This window comes from Stenotrophomonas sp. RG-453, from assembly GCF_033843685.1.
GTDB classification, from domain to species: Bacteria; Pseudomonadota; Gammaproteobacteria; order Xanthomonadales; family Xanthomonadaceae; genus Stenotrophomonas; species Stenotrophomonas bentonitica_A.
The window spans coordinates 146816-161384 of sequence record NZ_JAMYED010000009.1 but is presented as its reverse complement, the minus strand read 5'-3'; the positions used below and the strand labels follow the sequence as shown (position 1 = coordinate 161384).

11 protein-coding genes are annotated in these 14569 nt (G+C 68.4%); 8 read left to right on the top strand and 3 right to left on the bottom strand.

What is annotated here, in order from left to right; genetic code table 11:
* Nucleotides 1–30: 30 nt before the first annotated feature.
* Nucleotides 31–498 carry a GNAT family N-acetyltransferase gene (locus NJD74_RS17105; protein WP_019185090.1) on the top strand — a complete coding sequence of 156 codons (468 nt, stop codon included), beginning with the start codon at nt 31–33 and terminating at the stop codon, nt 496–498.
* Between the two features lie 225 nt (nt 499–723).
* Here the strand turns inward: NJD74_RS17105 and NJD74_RS17100 are convergent, their stop codons facing one another.
* Nucleotides 724–933: a hypothetical protein gene (locus NJD74_RS17100; RefSeq protein WP_319624653.1), complete on the bottom strand. Its 210-nt coding sequence runs from the start codon at nt 931–933 to the stop codon at nt 724–726.
* A 249-nt stretch (nt 934–1182) separates the two neighbouring features.
* Between NJD74_RS17100 and NJD74_RS17095 the strand changes: the two genes are divergently transcribed.
* The 7 genes from NJD74_RS17095 (at nt 1183) to NJD74_RS17065 (ending at nt 12991) form a co-directional block, all read left to right on the top strand.
* Nucleotides 1183–5976, top strand: a complete 4794-nt coding sequence (locus NJD74_RS17095; protein ID WP_319624652.1) for an ATP-dependent helicase — start codon at nt 1183–1185, stop codon at nt 5974–5976.
* 102 nt (nt 5977–6078) lie between these two features.
* Nucleotides 6079–7650 carry an arylsulfatase gene (locus tag NJD74_RS17090; protein ID WP_319624651.1) on the top strand — a complete coding sequence of 524 codons (1572 nt, stop codon included), beginning with the start codon at nt 6079–6081 and terminating at the stop codon, nt 7648–7650.
* A 144-nt stretch (nt 7651–7794) separates the two neighbouring features.
* Entirely contained in the window at nt 7795–8211 is a 417-nt protein-coding gene (locus NJD74_RS17085; RefSeq protein ID WP_070473908.1) for a DUF2231 domain-containing protein, read from the top strand.
* Nucleotides 8208–9524: a sorbosone dehydrogenase family protein gene (locus tag NJD74_RS17080; protein WP_319624650.1), complete on the top strand. Its 1317-nt coding sequence runs from the start codon at nt 8208–8210 to the stop codon at nt 9522–9524. The genes NJD74_RS17085 and NJD74_RS17080 overlap by 4 nt, the downstream gene beginning before the upstream one ends.
* A 120-nt stretch (nt 9525–9644) precedes the next feature.
* Complete coding sequence (locus NJD74_RS17075) at nt 9645–12185, top strand: heavy metal translocating P-type ATPase (RefSeq protein WP_319624649.1); 2541 nt, start codon at nt 9645–9647, stop codon at nt 12183–12185.
* A complete protein-coding gene (cueR, locus tag NJD74_RS17070; protein WP_070473914.1) occupies nt 12182–12682 on the top strand; it encodes a Cu(I)-responsive transcriptional regulator in 501 nt (166 codons plus the stop codon). Before NJD74_RS17075 ends, cueR begins: the two co-directional genes overlap by 4 nt.
* 114 nt (nt 12683–12796) lie before the next feature.
* Nucleotides 12797–12991, top strand: a complete 195-nt coding sequence (locus tag NJD74_RS17065) for a heavy-metal-associated domain-containing protein (protein ID WP_070473916.1) — start codon at nt 12797–12799, stop codon at nt 12989–12991.
* Between the two features lie 114 nt (nt 12992–13105).
* Here the strand turns inward: NJD74_RS17065 and NJD74_RS17060 are convergent, their stop codons facing one another.
* Nucleotides 13106–13798, bottom strand: coding sequence for a type 1 glutamine amidotransferase domain-containing protein (locus NJD74_RS17060; protein WP_102789313.1), 693 nt, complete (start codon nt 13796–13798; stop codon nt 13106–13108).
* A gap of 95 nt (nt 13799–13893) precedes the next feature.
* On the bottom strand, nt 13894–14493 hold the full coding sequence (locus NJD74_RS17055) for a TetR/AcrR family transcriptional regulator (protein WP_070473920.1): 600 nt from the start codon (nt 14491–14493) through the stop codon (nt 13894–13896).
* Nucleotides 14494–14569 lie beyond the last annotated feature (76 nt).

Below are 14569 nucleotides of genomic sequence, written 5' to 3'. Positions count from 1 at the left end.
CGAGTGTTCCGGCGGTTGCAGGAAGCACGCATGACCCACCCGATTCATTACCGTCGCGCCGTGCCGGGCGATGCCGCTGCCTGCATCGATCTGCGTGGGCGCACCCGCGAAAATGCGTTTTCCGCGGCCGAGCTTGCCGGACTCGGCATCACCGAAGACAGCTGGGCGGCCGGTATCCGTGACGATGTACTGCCGGGGCATATCGCGCTGGAAGGCGAGCACATGGTCGGCTACTGCTTCGGCGATCGCGACGGCGGCGAGATCGTGGTGCTGGCAATGCTGCCGTCCCATGAAGGGCAGGGCATCGGTCGGCGGCTGCTGGATATGTCCATCGCCGATCTAGTCGAGGCCGGCCATTCGCGGCTGATCCTGGGGTGTGCGGCGGATCCTGCGGTGCGCTCGCATGGCTTCTATCGCTACCTGGGCTGGCGGCCGACCGGCGAGATCGACGCCTTGGGTGACGAAGTGCTGGAACTGCACGTGGGCGCCAGGCCATAGCACTTGGGTAGGGCATGGCAGTGATGGCGTGTCAGGGGCATGCGCATCGCCCGCTCACTGTGCAGCCGGTCACGGCTCGGTGATCCGCCTCTGAAACATGCTGGGCGCATCTGGACGGAGCGATGCGATGCCTGCGTGGTGGCTGACCCTGATGATGAGCGCCACAGCGGTGGATCTGCCGCCGCGACAGGTGCATACCTGCCTGGTCGACGGCGCGCGTCATTATCAGTCCACCCCGTGCGAGGGACGCACCGAGCGCATCCGCGAGATGCCGCCGACCGCACGCGACAATCGGTCCCACTCGGCGGCAGCGGGCCACCCCGCAGCGCCCGGCCGGACCCTCGAACGCATCGCTGCGAAGGCAGGGCCGGCCTTGAGCAGCATCGGCAGCAGCGGGAGGGTCAGCCCGGCTTTGAGGCAATCGCGTCGTTTCATGAGGGTCGTTCCTGCGGCGGCAGCGTGGTCGATGCCAGCGAGTGTGTTCCCGCAGAGGCCCGCGGGCCTTGGCCTGGGGCCGGATGTGGGTGATGAAGGGACGAGTGGCGGGGGCTCAGGGGCGGGTGGAGCCAGGCGGAGACGCGTCGGTCCCGCGCCGATTGACGGATGCCCGACGCGGCATACCCTAGTCTGGTTCCATTGCGCTCGCGGCCGTCGCTGGGCGAGCGTCCCACGACATCCGGATCCATGCCCACCTCGAACGACCCCGCCCCCGGCGCACTGGCCACCTTCACTCCGGCCACGCGCGATTGGTTCACGGCAGCCTTCGCTGCGCCCACGCCCGTGCAGGACCATGCCTGGGCGGCTATCAGCGCCGGCCAGCACACGCTGGTCATCGCGCCGACCGGCTCGGGCAAGACCCTCGCCGCGTTCCTGCAGGCGATCGACCAGCTGTTCCGCAGCGGTGAGCCTCCCAGCGATGAGCAGCCGGGCGATGCGCAGCCGGAGGCGTCGGTGCCGAAGAAGCGCGGCACCCGTGTGCTGTATCTCTCGCCGATCAAGGCCCTCGGCGCCGATGTCCAGCGCAACCTGCAGATACCCCTGCAGGGCGTCAGCGCCGAACGTGCGCGGCGTGGCGATCCGGCGGTCACCCTGTCCGTCGCGATCCGGACCGGCGACACCACCCCGGCAGAGCGGGCGCGACTGCTGCGGCGTCCGCCCGACATCCTGATCACCACGCCCGAATCGCTGTTCCTGATGCTCACCTCACAGGCGCGCGAGACGTTGCGCGACGTGCATACCGTGATCATCGATGAGATCCACGCGGTGGCCGGCAGCAAGCGCGGCACCCACCTGGCGTTGAGCCTGGAGCGGCTGGATGCCCTGCTGCAGGTGCCCGCGCAGCGCATCGGGCTCTCGGCCACGGTGCGCCCGGTGGAGGAGGTCGCGCGGTTCCTCGGCGGCGACCGTCCGGTCACCGTGGTCCATCCGCCGTCGCAGCGGGCGCTGGAGGTCCGGATCGTGGTGCCGGTCGAGGATATGGGCGACATTCCGCCGCATCCCGCTGCCGCCGATGCACCCGCGTCCGCGGGCCGGGTCGGCTCGATCTGGCCGCATGTGGAGGCCAGCATCCTGGACCAGGTGCTGGCGCGACGTTCGACGATTGTGTTCGCCAACTCACGGGGCGTGGCCGAAAAGCTGACTGCCCGGTTGAATGAACTGCATGCCGACCGTGTCGCCCGTGGCCAGCTCCCGGCGCGTGCCTCGATGGCGGCGGCTGCCCCCGAGCACTACGGGTCGTTCAACGGCGGCACCGCCGGGCGGGCCGCCGGAGCGGAGGCGCTGATCGCCCGGTCGCACCATGGTTCGGTCTCCAAGGAACAGCGCCGCGAGATCGAACAGGCGCTCAAGTCCGGCGAGCTGCGCTGTGTCGTGGCGACCTCCAGCCTGGAGCTGGGCATCGACATGGGGCTGGTCGACCTGGTGATCCAGGTCGCCGCGCCGCCTTCGGTCGCCAGCGCGCTGCAGCGGGTGGGGCGGGCCAGCCATCAGGTCGGGGGCATCTCCACCGGCCTGGTCTACCCGCGCACGCGGCGCGACCTGATCGATGCGTCCGTGGCAGTGGAGCGGATGCTGGCCGGCGAGATCGAAGCGATCGATCCGCCGCGCAACCCGCTGGACGTACTGGCCCAGCAGACAGTGGCCGCCGCGGCGATGGAAACACTGGACGTGGAGGCCTGGTATGCGCGCGTACGCCGCGCTGCGCCGTACCGTTCGCTGCCGCGCAGCGCGTTCGATGCCACCCTGGACATGCTGGCCGGACGTTATCCCTCCGATGATTTTGCCGGCTTCCGCCCGCGGCTGGTCTGGAACCGCGACACCGGTGCACTGAGCGCGCGGCCGGGCGCGAAACAGCTGGCGGTCACCAGCGGGGGCACCATCCCCGACCGCGGCATGTTCGGTGTCGTGCTTCCGGAAGGCGAAGAGCGTGCCGGGTCGCGCCGGGTCGGTGAGCTCGATGAGGAGATGGTCCACGAATCACGGGTCAACGATGTGATCACCTTGGGCGCCACCTCGTGGCGGATCGAGCAGATCACCCATGACCAGGTCGTGGTGACCCCCGCGCCGGGGCGTTCGGCGCGCTTGCCGTTCTGGCGCGGTGAGGGCGTGGGCCGCCCGGCCGAACTGGGCGAGGCGGTGGGTGCCTTCATCGGTGCGCTGGATGCCGGTGCCGCGGAAGCGGGCCTGCCGGCCGGGCTGCGCGAGCGGCTGCAGGCCTGCGGATTGGCCGACAACGCGATCACCAACATCGCCGGCCTGCTGGCCGAACAGCGTGAGGCCACCGGCGTGCTGCCCACCGATCGCACGCTCGTACTGGAGCGCTGCCGCGATGAGGCCGGTGACTGGCGGCTGATGCTGCATTCGCCGTATGGGCGGCGCGTACACGATCCGTGGGCGCTGGCGGTGGCCGCGCGCATCCGCGAACGCTGGGGCGTGGATCCAGCAGTGGTCGCCAGCGACGACGGCATCATCGCGCGGCTGCCCGACGCACAGGGGCGCCTGCCGGGCGCGGAGCTGTTCCTGTTCGAGCCCGAGCGTCTGCGCAGCGACGTCACGCGCGCCGTGGGCGGCTCGGCCCTGTTCGCTGCGCGCTTCCGCGAATGTGCCGCACGCGCGCTGTTGCTGCCGCGGCGCACGCCGGGTCGTCGCTCGCCGCTGTGGCAGCAGCGCCTGCGCGCCGGTGAACTGCTGGCCATCGCGCAGGGCCATCCCGAGTTCCCGATCCTGATCGAGACCGCGCGTGAGTGCCTGCAGGACGTCTACGATCTCGATGCGCTGGGCGTGCTGATGCAGCGGCTCACCGACGGCCGCGTGGCGATCGCCGATGTCACCACCGAGGTACCGTCGCCATTCGCGGCGAACCTGCTGTTCGGCTATGTCGCCGAGTTCATGTACGGCACCGATGTGCCGCTGGCCGAGCGCCGTGCGTCGGTGCTGTCACTGGACAGCGGCCTGTTGGGCGATCTGCTCGGCCAGGTCGATCTGGGCGAACTGCTGGATGCGGCCGTGGTGGAGCAGGTGGGCAACGAGTTGCAGCGCCTGGCGCCCGACCGCCGTGCGCGCGGCAAGGAAGGGGCGGCCGATCTGCTGCGGGAACTGGGCCCGCTCACCGATGAAGCGATGGCGCTGCGGCGGGTCGATGACGAACCTGCCGGGCATCTGCACGATCTCGCCGCTGAGCGGCGTGCGATCCAGGTCCAGATCGCCGGCCGCCTGCACTGGGCGGCCATCGAAGATGCCGCGCGGCTGCGCGATGCGCTGGGGGTCACCCTCCCGCGCGGCATCCCCGAGCCCTTCCTGCAGGCCTCATCGGACCCGCTGGGCGAGCTGCTGGGCCGATATGCGCGCACCCATGCGCCGTTCACCACGGCCGAGGTGGCGGCCGCGTTTGGATTGGGCGTGGCCGTGGCCGATGCGGCACTCACGCAGCTGGAAGCGCAGGGCAAGCTGCTCAAGGGTCGTTTCGGTGTGGCGCGTCGCGATGCCGAGGCCGTCGGCGCGGCCGCCGAGCCGGCGCCGCTGGCCCGTCACGAATGGGTGGGTGAGGCGGTGTTCCGTCGGTTGCGGGTGCGCTCGCTGCAGGCGGCGCGCGAGGCGACCCGGCCGGTCGCGCGCGACGCCTATGCCCTGTTGTTGCTGGAGAGGCATGGGCTGCTGAGCGATGCCGAACAGGCTGCACGTGGCATCGCTCACCGCGGGCCGGGTGCGCTGGAAGGCATCGACGGCGTGCTGCGCGTGGTGGAACTGCTGGCGGGCGTGGCGCTGCCGGCGTCGGTGTGGGAACAGCAGATCCTGCCCGCGCGCGTGGTCGATTACGCGCCGGCGATGCTCGATTCGCTGCTCGCCACGGGTACCGTGGTGTGGGCCGGGCACGGGCGGCTCGGCGAGGAGGACGGCCTGGTCTCGCTGCACCTGCAGGAATTCGCGGCAGAAACGCTGCCCGCGCCTGCAGTGGCAACCGCGCTGTCGCCGCTGCAGGATGCGCTGCTGCAGGTGCTGGCCGACGGTGGCGCGTACTTCGCGCGTCAGCTGGTCACCGCGGTGGGCACGCACGGGGGGCGGGCCGGCAGCCCGCCCATGGAGATCACCGCCGCGCAGCTGCACGACGCCTTGTGGGGCCTGGCATGGTCGGGGTACCTGACCACGGATCTGTGGGCGCCGCTGCGCGGCATGGCCGGGGGCCGCGCGCTGCGGCCGCGGGTCGCGCGCGCCCCGCGGCGCGGTCGACGCGTCCATGGCGTCCCGATGCACGACATGCCCTTGGCCGACGGAGCGCCGGCCGTGATCGCCAGCTTTGCGGCAGCCGCGCTGGCCGGGCGCTGGTCGCTGTTGCAGCGTGAGGCGATCAGCGACACGGCGCGCGCGGTGGCGCTGGCCGAGGGGCTGCTGGACCGGCACGGCATCGTGACCCGCGGGGCCGCGATGGCCGAAGGGATCGCCGGCGGCTTCCCGGCGCTGCAACAGGTGTATCGCGGCATGGAGGATGCAGGCCGGGTGCTGCGCGGCCGCTTCGTCGAAGGGCTGGGCGGGGCCCAGTTCGCCGATCGCCTGATCGTGGATCGACTGCGTGGCGTCGCCGATGCCCTGCGGCCCGGTGCTGGCGAGGTGGCGATCGGGCTGTCCGCGGTGGACCCGGCCAACCCGTTCGGTACCGTGGTGCCCTGGCCGGTGCACGGCTCGGCGGTCCGGCCGGTGCGCCGCGCCGGTGCCGTGGTGGTGATCGGCGGTGGACGGCTGCTGATGTACCTGGCCCAGGGGGGCCGCCAGCTGCTGACGTTCTTCGATGCGGACGATCCGTCCCTGGCAGGCACGACGGCTGCCGCGGCGCAGGCGCTGGCCAGCGCACTGCGGCGGGGCCGGCGCAGCTCGTTCACCGTGGAGCTGATCGACGCTGCGCCGGCCCGACGCGACGGCCTGATGGACGCGCTGCGGGCCGCCGGTTTCTCCAGTGCGCCAAAAGGCATCAGCTGGGAGGGATGAGCGGGGGAGGCGAAGACTTACTGACGCCGTCTAAGTAGAAACACGCTGGCCGCGACGATGACCGACACGGACTATTGAGCACCACCGTCGTCGGAGATGTGCATGGCCAGCTCATCCGCAAAGAAGAAGCCCGGTTCATCCGCAAAGAAGCCCAACATCCTTGTCATCTGGGGAGACGACATCGGCATCTCCAACCTGAGCTGCTACTCGCGCGGCTTGATGGGATACCAGACGCCGAACATCGACCGCCTGGCCAACGAGGGCATGCTGTTCACCGATTCCTACGGCGAACAGTCCTGTACGGCAGGGCGTTCGTCCTTCATCACCGGCCAGAGCGTCCTGCGGACCGGCCTGTCGAAGGTCGGCATTCCGGGCGCGCCGGTCGGCATGAACGAGAAGATCGTCACCATCGCCGCCCTGCTGAAGAACGAGGGCTATACCACCGGGCAGTTCGGCAAGAACCACCTCGGCGACCTCAACCACATGCTGCCCACCAACCATGGGTTCGATGAGTTCTACGGCAATCTGTACCACCTCAATGCCGAAGAAGAGCCGGAGATGTACGACTACTTCCCGAAGGACGAGTTCGGGGATTTCATCGAGACCATCAAGCCGCGCGGGGTGATCCACAGTTTCGCCACCGATAAGGATGACAGCACCGACCAGAAGCGCTGGGGCAAGGTGGGCAAGCAGAAGATCGAGGATACCGGCCCGCTGGACCGCAAGCGCATGCTGACCTGCGATGACGACTTCGCCGACCGCGCCAAGGGCTTCATCAAGAAGGCGAACGACGACGACACGCCGTTCTTCGTCTGGGTCAACTTCACCCACATGCACCTGATCACGCATACCAAGAAGGAAAGCCTGGGGCAGGCCGGGCGCTGGCAGTCGCCGTATCACGACACGATGATCGACCACGACAAGAACGTGGGCGCGTTGCTCGATTACCTCGACGAACTGGGCATCGCCGAAGACACCCTGGTGGTGTACTCCACCGACAACGGGCCGCACCGCAATTCGTGGCCGGATGGCGGCATGACGCCGTTCCGCAGTGAGAAGGACACCAACTGGGAAGGCGCGTTCCGGATTCCCCTGGTGGTTCGCTACCCGGGAAAGATCAAGCCGGGCTCGGTGTCCAACGAGATCGTGCAGCACCATGACTGGCTGCCCACCTTCCTGGAACTGGCGGGCAACAAGGGCGTGGTCGAGGACCTCAAGAAGGGGGTCAAGGCGATCGGGCGCACCTACAAGAACCACATCGACGGGGTCAGCCTGCTGCCGTATCTCACCGGCAAGCAGGACAAGTCGCCGCGCAAGCTGTTCGTCTACATCTCCGATGATGGCGACATGCTCGGCATCCGCTACGACAACTGGAAGGTGACCTTCATCGAGCAGCGCTGCAAGGGCACCATGCAGCTGTGGGGCGAACCGTTCACGGTCATGCGCATCCCCAAGATCTACAACCTGCGCACCGATCCGTACGAGTTCGCGGATGTGACCTCCAATACCTATTGGGACTGGTACATCAACCACGTCTACATCGTGTACGGCGCGATCGCGCTGCTCACAAAATTCAACGAGACGTTCGTGGACTTCCCCAAGATCCAGAAGCCGAACACGTTCACGGCCGACCAGGCGGTGGAGAAGCTGCAGGAAGCGGTGACGGGCAAGTAGCGGCGAGGTCCATCGCAGCGCTGGCATGGCGACGAACCGGGGGGCAGGCTGTCCCCCGGTTTCGTGTGGGCGGCATCTCAGCACCCCCATCACACCAGGGGTGGCAGGATCGGGAGGGATTCGCCCCCTCACCAGGAGACCACCATGGCTTCGACCGTTGTCCTGACCCGATCATGGGTCATCCATCCGTTCCACGCCGCTGTACTGGGCGGGGTGCTGCCGCTGTTCCTCGGCGCACTGCTGGCGGACTACGCCTACTGGAGTTCGTACGAGATCCAGTGGGCCAACTTCGCCTCCTGGCTGCTGATCGGTGCGATGGTGATGACCACGCTGGCCCTGCTGTGCGGGATCGTCGGCCTGGTCCGTCGCAGCCGCAACCTGGCCTACGTCGTGATTCTGGCGGTGACCTGGGGCGTGGGCTTCATCAACTGTCTCCACCATGCGCGTGATGCATGGGCGGTGATGCCGGCGGGCCTGGTGCTCTCGGTGATCCTGACGGTGCTGGCGCTGCTCGCCACCTGGGTGGGGCTGTCCAGCCTGCGCGTGGGAGGTGTGCGATGAGCCGCCAGATGACGATCCGGATGCTCTCGGTTTCCGCGCTTGCGGTCGCGCTGGCGGCCTGCAGCGGCAAGGCCCCCGAGCTGGAACAGTACGGCGGCAACCCGGAGATGCCCAAGCCGCATCGCGGGCTGATGCCGGACATGACCATCGCCAAGCCGGCGCAGTGGGGCGACACCCTGCCGACGGTGCCCAAGGGCTACCGCATCTCGGCGATCGCCACCGATCTGAACATTCCGCGGCAGACCCTGGTGCTGCCCAACGGTGACATTCTGGTCGCGGAAGGTCGCGGCGGCAGTGCGCCTGCCCTCAAGCCGAAGGATGTGATCGCCGGCAAGATCAAGGCCAAGGGCAACACGGCGGTCAAGAGCGGCAACCGCCTGACCCTGCTGCGCGACGCCGATGGCGACGGCACCTACGAACTGAAGACGGTCTTCGCCGACAAGCTCAATGCGCCGTACGGCCTGGCGATGATCGGCAACGCGATCTACGTGGCCAACCAGGATGCGGTGGTGCGCTTTGACTACCAGGAAGGCCAGACCAAGGCGAGCGGCGCACCGGCGAAACTGACCGATCTGCCCGCGGCGATCAACCATCACTGGACCAAGGCGATGACCGCCAGTGCCGATGGCCGCTATCTCTATGTAGGCATCGGCTCCAACAGCAACATCACCGAGCGCGGCATGGCGGTGGAGATCGATCGTGCGCGGATCTGGCAGATCGATGTGGCCACCGGCGCACACAAGGATTACGCCACCGGTATCCGCAATCCCACCGCGCTGGCGATCCAGCCGGGCACCGGCACGCTGTGGGCCGTGGTGAATGAACGCGATGAGATCGGCCCGAACCTCGTGCCCGATTACCTCACCTCGGTGAAGGAGGGCGGCTTCTATGGCTGGCCGTACAGCTACTGGGGCAAGAATGTGGATCGCCGGGTGATGCCGCAGAATCCGGACAAGGTCGCCTCGGCCATCGCGCCGGATTACGCGCTGGGCTCGCATGTGGCCGCACTCGGCGTGGCCTTCTCGTCGCCGGTGATGGGTACCCAGTTTGCCGATGGCGTCTTCGTGGGCGAGCACGGCAGCTGGAACCGGAATCCACCGGTCGGCTACAAGGTGGTGTTCGTGCCCTTCAGCAATGGCCGTCCGGCCGGCGAGCCGATCGATTTCGTGAGCGGCTTCTTCGGCGAAGACGGCAAGACCCGCGGCCGCCCGGTGGGTGTCACGGTCGACCCGCGTGGGGCACTGATCGTTGCCGATGACCTCTCCAACACGATCTGGCGGGTCACCCACGACGGCACGCCCGCCCAGCCGTAAAGCGCCTTGACGGGGATGGAGGGGATGAATAATTACCTCCGTCCCCATCAAGCGGGGGCTTGACCTTCCCACGATGGGAATCTTTAGGGTGGCGGGTAACCTCACCCCAAGGACTGCCCCATGTCTTCTGTTGCTTCCCGGTCCGGCGCGCCGCTCAGCCGCCTGAGCCTGCCCATCGAGGGCATGACCTGCGCCTCCTGTGTGGGCCGGGTGGAGCGCGCGCTGACGGCCGTCCCCGGCGTGCAGACGGCGTCGGTCAACCTGGCCACGGAGCGGGCCGATCTCAGCTTCATCGGGGCGCCCGATCCCCAGGCGGCGGTGCGTGCCATCGAACGCGCGGGCTACACCGTGCGCGAAGCCACCACCGAGCTGAGCATCGAGGGAATGACCTGCGCGTCCTGCGTTGGTCGCGTGGAGCGCGGCCTTGCGCAGCTGCCGGGCGTGATCGCGGCCAGCGTCAACCTGGCGACGGAACGGGCGCAGGTGCGCCATCTGGCCGGTACGGTCTCCGTCGCTGATCTGGTCGCTGCCGTGGAAAACGCCGGCTACACCGCGCGCGCTGCAGGCGTGAGCACGGCTGCGGCCGGTGACCAGGAGGAGGAACGCCGCGAGGCTGAAGCCCGTGCGCTGCGCCGCTCCCTGTTGCTGGCGGTGGTGCTGACGCTGCCGGTCTTCATTCTGGAAATGGGCTCGCACCTTGTCCCAGCCATGCACCACTGGGTGATGCATGCCGTCGGCCTGCAGACCAGCTGGTACCTGCAGTTCGCGCTGGCCACGCTGGTGCTGTTCGGGCCGGGCCTGCGCTTCTTCCGCAAAGGCGTGCCGGGACTGCTGCGCGGCGCCCCGGACATGAACTCGCTGGTTTCGCTCGGCACCGCGGCGGCCTATGGCTACTCGGTGGTCGCCACCTTCGCCCCGGGCGTGCTGCCGCCGGGCACCGCCAACGTCTACTTCGAAGCGGCCGTGGTGATCGTCACCCTGATCCTGCTGGGGCGCACGCTGGAGGCGCGGGCCAAGGGCCGCACGTCGCAGGCGATCAAGCGCCTGGTCGGGCTGCAGGCGCGGACTGCACGCGTGCAGCGTGGCGATGAGACGGTCGAGGTGCCGCTCGAGGAGGTCATGCTCGGCGATGTCGTGCTGGTCCGCCCGGGCGAGAAAGTGCCCGTGGACGGCGCGGTGGTGGAGGGGGCGTCCTATGTGGATGAGAGCATGATCACCGGCGAGCCGGTACCGGTGGCCAAAGCCGTGGGCGCCGAGGTGGTCGGCGGCACCCTCAACACCACCGGTGCCTTCAGTTTCCGTGTCACCAAGGTGGGCGGGGACACCGTGCTGGCCCAGATCATCCGTCTGGTCGAGCAGGCACAGGGCTCCAAGCTGCCGATCCAGGCGCTGGTCGACAGGGTCACCATGTGGTTCGTGCCGGCGGTGATGGCTGCTGCCGCGCTGACCTTCCTGGTGTGGCTGGTGCTCGGCCCGGCACCGGCGCTGACCTTTGCGCTGGTCAATGCGGTGGCGGTGCTGATCATTGCCTGTCCCTGCGCGATGGGCCTGGCCACGCCGACCTCGATCATGGTCGGGACCGGCCGCGCGGCGGAGCTGGGCGTGCTGTTCCGCAAGGGCGAGGCGCTGCAGGCACTGCGCGATGTGAGTGTGATCGCGCTGGACAAGACCGGTACGTTGACCAAGGGCCGCCCCGAACTGACCGACCTGGAGCCGGCCGATGGTTTCCAGGCGGATGAGGTGCTGGCCCTGGTTGCCGCGGTGGAAACCCGCTCCGAGCATCCCATCGCCGAGGCGATCGTTGCGGCCGCCAGAGCGCGCGGTCTCGCACTGGCCACCATCGAACGCTTCGAGGCGGTGCCGGGCTTCGGCGTTTCCGCGCGTGTCGCCGGCCGCACCGTGGCCGTCGGCGCGGACCGCTACATGACCCGGCTCGGCCTGGAGGTGGCGGCGTTCCGGCCCACCGCCCAGCGGTTGGGTGAGCAGGGCAGGAGCCCGCTGTACGCCGCAATCGATGGCCGCCTGGCGGCCGTGATCGCGGTGGCCGATCCGATCAAGGAAAGCACGCCGGCGGCGATCCAGGCGCTGCACGCCCTGGGCCTGAAGGTCGCGATGATCACCGGCGACAACGCGGCCACCGCCGCGGCGATCGCACGCCAGCTTGGCATCGATGAGGTGGCGGCCGAAGTGCTGCCCGATGGCAAGGTCGCCGCGCTCAAGCGTTTCCGTGCTGGTGGCGCCAAGGTGGCCTTCGTCGGGGACGGGATCAATGACGCACCGGCGCTGGCCGAGGCCGATGTCGGCCTGGCGATCGGCACCGGCACCGATGTGGCGATCGAGGCGGCCGACGTGGTGCTGATGTCCGGCGACCTGCGCGGCGTGCCCAACGCGATCGCCCTGAGCCAGGCAACGATCCGCAACATCAAGCAGAACCTGTTCTGGGCGTTCGCCTACAACGCGGTGCTGATCCCGGTGGCCGCTGGCCTGCTGTACCCGTTCAACGGCACGCTGCTCTCGCCGATCTTCGCCGCGGCGGCGATGGCATTGTCCAGTGTGTTCGTGCTCGGCAATGCGCTGCGGCTCAAGCGCTTCCATGCACCGATGCAGGCCGATACGCTGGGCACCGGCATGGCGGAAAGTGAGAGGGAGACCGGACGATGAATATCGGGGAAGCCGCGACGTTTTCGGGCGTGTCGGCAAAGATGATCCGCTATTACGAGCAGATCGGCCTGATCCCGCCGGCGGCGCGCTCGGAGGCGGGCTACCGGCATTACAGCCCGCAGGACGCGCACAGCCTGCGCTTCATCCGCCGTGCGCGTGACCTGGGGTTTTCGGTCGAGCAGATCGGCGAGCTGCTGGTGCTGTGGCGCGATCGCGAACGCGCCAGCGCCGACGTCAAGGCGGTGGCGCTGTCCCATGTGGCCGGGTTGAAGGCGAAGATTGCCGAGCTGCAGGCGATGGTGCAGACATTGGAGCATCTGGCCGAACACTGCCACGGCAATGACCGCCCGGATTGCCCGATCATCGCCGACCTGGCCCAGCCCGTTTCCGCGCCGTCGGAGACTGCATCCGCCGGGAAGTCCCGCAAAACGCCGCTGTTCGGTGCGGATACGCCGGTGTCCTCGCGCGGGCGCGCGGCCCGCAAGCCACGTTCCTGATCGACCCGGCCGCGTCCATGCCCTGCAAAAAGGACACGGACGCGCTAAGGCCTTGACCTTGCCACGTTGTCAGCCCCGACAGTGGGCTCATACCCACCACGGCGAGGTCGCCCGATGCATCGTTTCACCCTTCCCACCATGACCTGCGGCGGCTGCGCCCGCTCCGTCACCAAGGCACTGCAGGGCGTCGATCCGCACGCACGCATCGAGACCGATCCGCCCGCGCGCGAAGTACGTGTGGAGAGCGACCGCGAGCGGGCCGCCTTCCTGGCCGCGCTGGCCGATGCTGGATTCCCTGCCACGCCATGAGCGGGCGGTCCCACGCCATCCCGGAGGACAACGCATGTGCATGAAACATCTTCTGCCGCTGCTGCCGTCCCTGGCGGCGTGGGGCACCGTGACATCCGATGCCGTCGCGGTGGCTCAGGCCTTGGTGGCGGACGCGAGTCGCTCCACCAGCACCTCAGCCGCTTCGGCCGACGAGGCCGGATTCTGGCCGGTGATCAGCAAGCCATCGCTGACGACATACGAGCCCCAGTCCGGCCCCTTGGAGTAGGAACCGCCCGCGGCCTTGAGCATGTCCTCGACCAGGAAGGGCACCACCTCGGTCAGGCCGACGCCCTCTTCTTCGGTGTTGGTGAAGCCTGTGACCTTCTTGCCCTGCACCAGTGGGGCGCCCTCGGCCGTCTTGACGTGACGCAGCACGCCCGGCGCATGGCAGACCAGCGCGACCGGCTTGCCGGCGGCGATGAAGGCTTCGATCAGCGCGATGGAGTGGGTGTCTTCGGCGAGGTCCCACAGTGGGCCGTGGCCGCCGGGATAGAACACGGTATCGAACGCGTCCTGCGAAATGCTGTCCAGGCGCACGGTGTTGGCCAGCTGCGCGTTGGCATCCACGTCTGCCTCGAAGCGGCGGGTGGCGTCGGTCTTGAAGTCCGGCTCGTTGCTTTTGGGATCCAGCGGCGGCCGCCCACCCTTGGGCGAGGCCAGCACGATCTCGGCGCCCGCATCCTTGAAGGTGTAGTAGGGCGCAGCCAGCTCTTCCAGCCAGAAGCCGGTCTTCTTGCCGGTGGTGCCGAGTTCGTCGTGCGAGGTCAGAACGATGAGGACTTTCATGGATGATGCTCCTGTGGGTGCTTGATTAGACTGGTCGTCTAGTGATGGGGCCGAGAAAAACACGCCGATGCCGGCGTGCGTGAGACACGCTTTTGTCAGGGGGCGGTATGCAGAAGGCGGGCGGTCAACGCCACGGCGTCGTCGAACGGCCCGGTGGTGCGGCCGATCTTGACCATGATGCTGGTCCCCAGCCACAGCTGATACACGCTTCGGGCGACCGCCTCGGGTGGCTCCCGGGTCGCCACCGATCCGTCGGCCAGGCCCGCCGCAATGGCACGCGCCAGCCGATCGGTGATCCCCGTGGTGCCACGCTGGAGTGCGGCCCGCATGGGTTCGGAAAGGTCCGCCACTTCGGCACCAAGCTTTACGGCCAGGCACTTGCCCTGGCAGTCCTCGAAGGACTGGCTGTCCTGCCAGGCGCGGAAGTACGCGGCCAGTTGCTCGGCCTTGGTCTGGCCCGGCTGGCGGAAGATGCGGTCCATATCGGCGAGATAGGCGCTGAAGTAGTCCTCCAGCAATGCCTCGCCGAAGGCTTCCTTCGAGGCGAAGTAGTGGTAGAACGAGCCTTTGGGGACTCCCGCCGCCGCGAGCACTTCATTGAGGCCGACGGCGGAGAAGCCCTTGGCGCCCATGATCCGCTGGCCGCTGGCAAGGATCGTGTCGCGGACGGTGGAGGGGGTGGTGGGCGAGTTCATGGACGCCACTGTACGCCTGATTAGACCGGTCGTCTAGTTCCTGCTTGCGTGGTCCGCGGGAAGCCGGTCAGCGGCC

What these genes read in the sequence shown, in the direction of transcription:
- NJD74_RS17105 (WP_019185090.1), top strand. Translation starts at nt 31, where the DNA reads ATGACCCACCCGATTCATTACCGTCGCGCCGTGCCGGGCGATGCCGCT.
- NJD74_RS17100 (WP_319624653.1), bottom strand. Translation starts at nt 933, where the DNA reads ATGAAACGACGCGATTGCCTCAAAGCCGGGCTGACCCTCCCGCTGCTG.
- NJD74_RS17095 (WP_319624652.1), top strand. Translation starts at nt 1,183, where the DNA reads ATGCCCACCTCGAACGACCCCGCCCCCGGCGCACTGGCCACCTTCACT.
- NJD74_RS17090 (WP_319624651.1), top strand. Translation starts at nt 6,079, where the DNA reads ATGGCCAGCTCATCCGCAAAGAAGAAGCCCGGTTCATCCGCAAAGAAG.
- NJD74_RS17085 (WP_070473908.1), top strand. Translation starts at nt 7,795, where the DNA reads ATGGCTTCGACCGTTGTCCTGACCCGATCATGGGTCATCCATCCGTTC.
- NJD74_RS17080 (WP_319624650.1), top strand. Translation starts at nt 8,208, where the DNA reads ATGAGCCGCCAGATGACGATCCGGATGCTCTCGGTTTCCGCGCTTGCG.
- NJD74_RS17075 (WP_319624649.1), top strand. Translation starts at nt 9,645, where the DNA reads ATGTCTTCTGTTGCTTCCCGGTCCGGCGCGCCGCTCAGCCGCCTGAGC.
- cueR (WP_070473914.1), top strand. Translation starts at nt 12,182, where the DNA reads ATGAATATCGGGGAAGCCGCGACGTTTTCGGGCGTGTCGGCAAAGATG.
- NJD74_RS17065 (WP_070473916.1), top strand. Translation starts at nt 12,797, where the DNA reads ATGCATCGTTTCACCCTTCCCACCATGACCTGCGGCGGCTGCGCCCGC.
- NJD74_RS17060 (WP_102789313.1), bottom strand. Translation starts at nt 13,798, where the DNA reads ATGAAAGTCCTCATCGTTCTGACCTCGCACGACGAACTCGGCACCACC.
- NJD74_RS17055 (WP_070473920.1), bottom strand. Translation starts at nt 14,493, where the DNA reads ATGAACTCGCCCACCACCCCCTCCACCGTCCGCGACACGATCCTTGCC.